The organism is Polaromonas sp. P1_G4, assembly GCF_056405475.1.
The window spans coordinates 1-2,875 of the sequence record NZ_JBFUCA010000516.1; the positions used below are offsets into that span (position 1 = coordinate 1).

A 2,875-nucleotide genomic window follows, 5' to 3' on the forward strand; every position below is an offset into this window, starting at 1 on the left:
GTACATACTGAATTTAAATGTTGCGTTCACTACATTAATGTGGCACATTGCCTCTGTGGCGGCATCGTTTGGCCAGTACATGCAATACCTATCGAGACCGCGCAATGGAAAAATCGGCTCATAAATCGGCAGATCATGAACCCATGAGACATCAACGCGGCCTCTCTAATTCATAACCGTTACTCCGAATAACACCATGAGCGCTTTCAATGAAGAAACTGTGTTGTCCGTCCATCACTGGACTGATCGCCTGTTTACCTTTACCACCACACGCGACACCTCACTGCGCTTTAGCAACGGCCACTTCACCATGATCGGATTAAGGGTCAACGACAAGCCTTTGCTGCGCGCCTACAGCATCGTGAGCCCCAATCATGAAGAGCATCWTGAATTCCTCAGCATCAAGGTCGCGGAAGGTCCCCTGACGTCACGGCTGCAGCACATCAAGGTCGGCGACAAAATCATCGTTGGGCGCAAGCCAACCGGCACACTGGTAATCGATTACCTGCTGCCAGGTAAACGGCTTTACCTGCTCTCGACCGGCACGGGTCTGGCGCCATTCATGAGCATCATCCGGGACCCGGAGACTTACGAACGGTTTGAACAGATCGTGCTGGTCCATGGCGTGCGGCAGGCAGACGAGCTGGCATATCACGACCTGGTTGTGGATCACTTGCCCCAACATGAATTTCTCGGTGAGCTGATCTCCAGGCAGTTGCTGTACTACCCTACCGTTACGCGGGAGGCTTACCGCAACATGGGCCGCGTCACCGACCTGATCGAAAGCGGGAAAATGTTGGCCGACCTGCAGTTGCCGGCACTGGATCCGGCGCATGACCGTGWGATGATCTGCGGCAGTCCCGCGATGCTCAAGGACCTCAAGCACATGCTGGAAGGCAAGGGCTTCATCGAAGGCAATACATCCAAGCCGGGAGATTTTGTGATCGAACGCGCCTTTGCCGAACAGTAGAGATGGCCCGGCGTTTGCCTTCAACTCATTGCATTGCCGTGGGAAATTGCTCCTCACACCTTCTCGCTTGATCACGCATAAACCGCGACTGGATACCTCTACATGACAGCGAAGACGGCCAAAACCATCAAGCCGCGCACTGCCACAACCAAACGCACGGTCGCCAAGCGGCCCGGCGTACGGGAGCAAGCCGCGCAGACCACGCGCGACAACATTTTGCGCGCAGCCACCCGCGTCTTCGCGCGCTATGGGTATGACGGCGGCAGCGTAGAGAAAATATCCAGGTCGGCCAAGTCATTCGACCGCATGATTTATTACTACTTCGGCAGCAAGGAAGGCTTGTTCATCGAAGTGCTGGAAGACATGTACCGCCGCATGAATGATGCCGAGCTCGAGTTGTCACTGGACATCGACCACCCGGTGGAGTCTCTGACGGACGTGATTTGCTTMGTGGTGTCCTACTACAGCAAAAATCCGGAGTTCATCACGCTGCTCAATACGGAAAACCTGCACCGCGGCAAGCACATCGCCAAATCGCAGCGCGCCCGGGATTACTCGTCTCCCGCCATCGCCATCATCCGGCAACTGCTGGAAAGCGGTGTGCGCAAGAAGATTTTCCGGGCAGACATCTCCGCCCGCAATGTCTATCTGCTGATTGCCGCCACCGGCTACTTCTATATCTCGAACCGCCACACGCTGTCAGCCTTCCTCGGCGAAGACCTGCAAACACCTGAGGCGCTGGCGCAATGGCAGGCCTTCATCATCAGCACCGTGCTGCGCACTGTCATGCTGAATCCTTGAGCTCAACCCGACGCATTTGAAAGACCACCCATGGCAGAAGCGGCATCAAGCGGAAAATCAGGAAAGGTCGTCATCAGGAACATTGGCCTGCTGCTCTCCGGAGACATCGACCAACCTATMCTGGACGCGGACACCATCGTCGTGAACGACGGCCTTATCGTGGCTATCGGAAAGGCCAAGGACTGTGATACAGCGCATGCGCAGACCGTGATTGACGCGCACCAGACTTGCGTGGCACCTGGTTTGATCGATAGCCATGTACATCCGGTTTTCGGCGACTGGACGCCGCGCCAGAACCAGATCGGCTGGATTGACTCCACCATGCACGGCGGTGTCACCACCATGATTTCCGCTGGCGAGGTTCACTTGCCGGGGCGTCCCAAGGACATCGTCGGCCTCAAGGCGCTGGCCATAACCGCGCAACGGGCGTTCGACAACTTCCGCCCAGGCGGCGTCAAGGTACTGGCTGGTGCCCCCATCATCGAAAAAGGCATGACCGAACAGGATTTCAAGGACCTTGCCGACGCCGGTGTAACTTTGCTCGGCGAAGTGGGCCTGGGTTCAGTCAAGGCGGGTTACGAGGCCAAGGAAATGGTGGGCTGGGCGCGAAAGTATGGCATCCAGAGCACCATTCACACCGGCGGCCCTTCCATTCCCGGCTCAGGCCTGATTGACAAGGACGTGGTGCTGGAAGCAGACGCCGATGTCATCGGCCATATCAATGGCGGTCATACGGCACTGTCGGAAGCACATGTTTGCGAACTCTGTGAGAAATCATCACGCGCCATTGAAATTGTCCATAACGGCAATGAAAAAGTCGCCATTGCAGCCGCGCAGGCGGCGCTGCAGCTCAAGTGCCCGCACCGCGTCATCCTGGGTACCGACGGGCCGGCCGGGTCCGGTGTCCAGCCGCTGGGTGTGCTGCGCCTTATCGCCCTCCTTTCCAGTCTGGGCAATATCCCGGCGGAGCTGGTTTTTTGCTTTGCCACGGGCAACACCGCGCGCATTCGTAAACTCAATTGCGGCTTAATAGAAACAGGCCGTGATGCCGATCTGGTCTTCATGGACAAAGCCCAGCACTCAGCGGGGCTCAACCTGCTGGAC

3 protein-coding genes are annotated in these 2,875 nt (G+C 57.0%); all 3 read left to right on the forward strand.

Translation table 11 applies throughout. The annotated features are described in order from the left end of the window. Nucleotides 1-196 precede the first annotated feature (196 nt). A complete protein-coding gene (locus tag AC1D1X_RS19750) occupies nucleotides 197-970 on the forward strand; it encodes a ferredoxin--NADP reductase (RefSeq protein WP_477698958.1) in 774 nt (257 codons plus the stop codon). A gap of 102 nt (nucleotides 971-1,072) precedes the next feature. After that, nucleotides 1,073-1,771 (forward strand): TetR family transcriptional regulator, encoded by a 699-nt coding sequence (locus tag AC1D1X_RS19755; RefSeq protein WP_477698959.1) that lies wholly within the window; start codon nucleotides 1,073-1,075, stop codon nucleotides 1,769-1,771. 30 nt (nucleotides 1,772-1,801) lie between these two features. Then, a partial coding sequence (locus AC1D1X_RS19760) for an amidohydrolase family protein (protein WP_477698960.1) occupies nucleotides 1,802-2,875 on the forward strand: 1,074 nt, incomplete at its 3' end.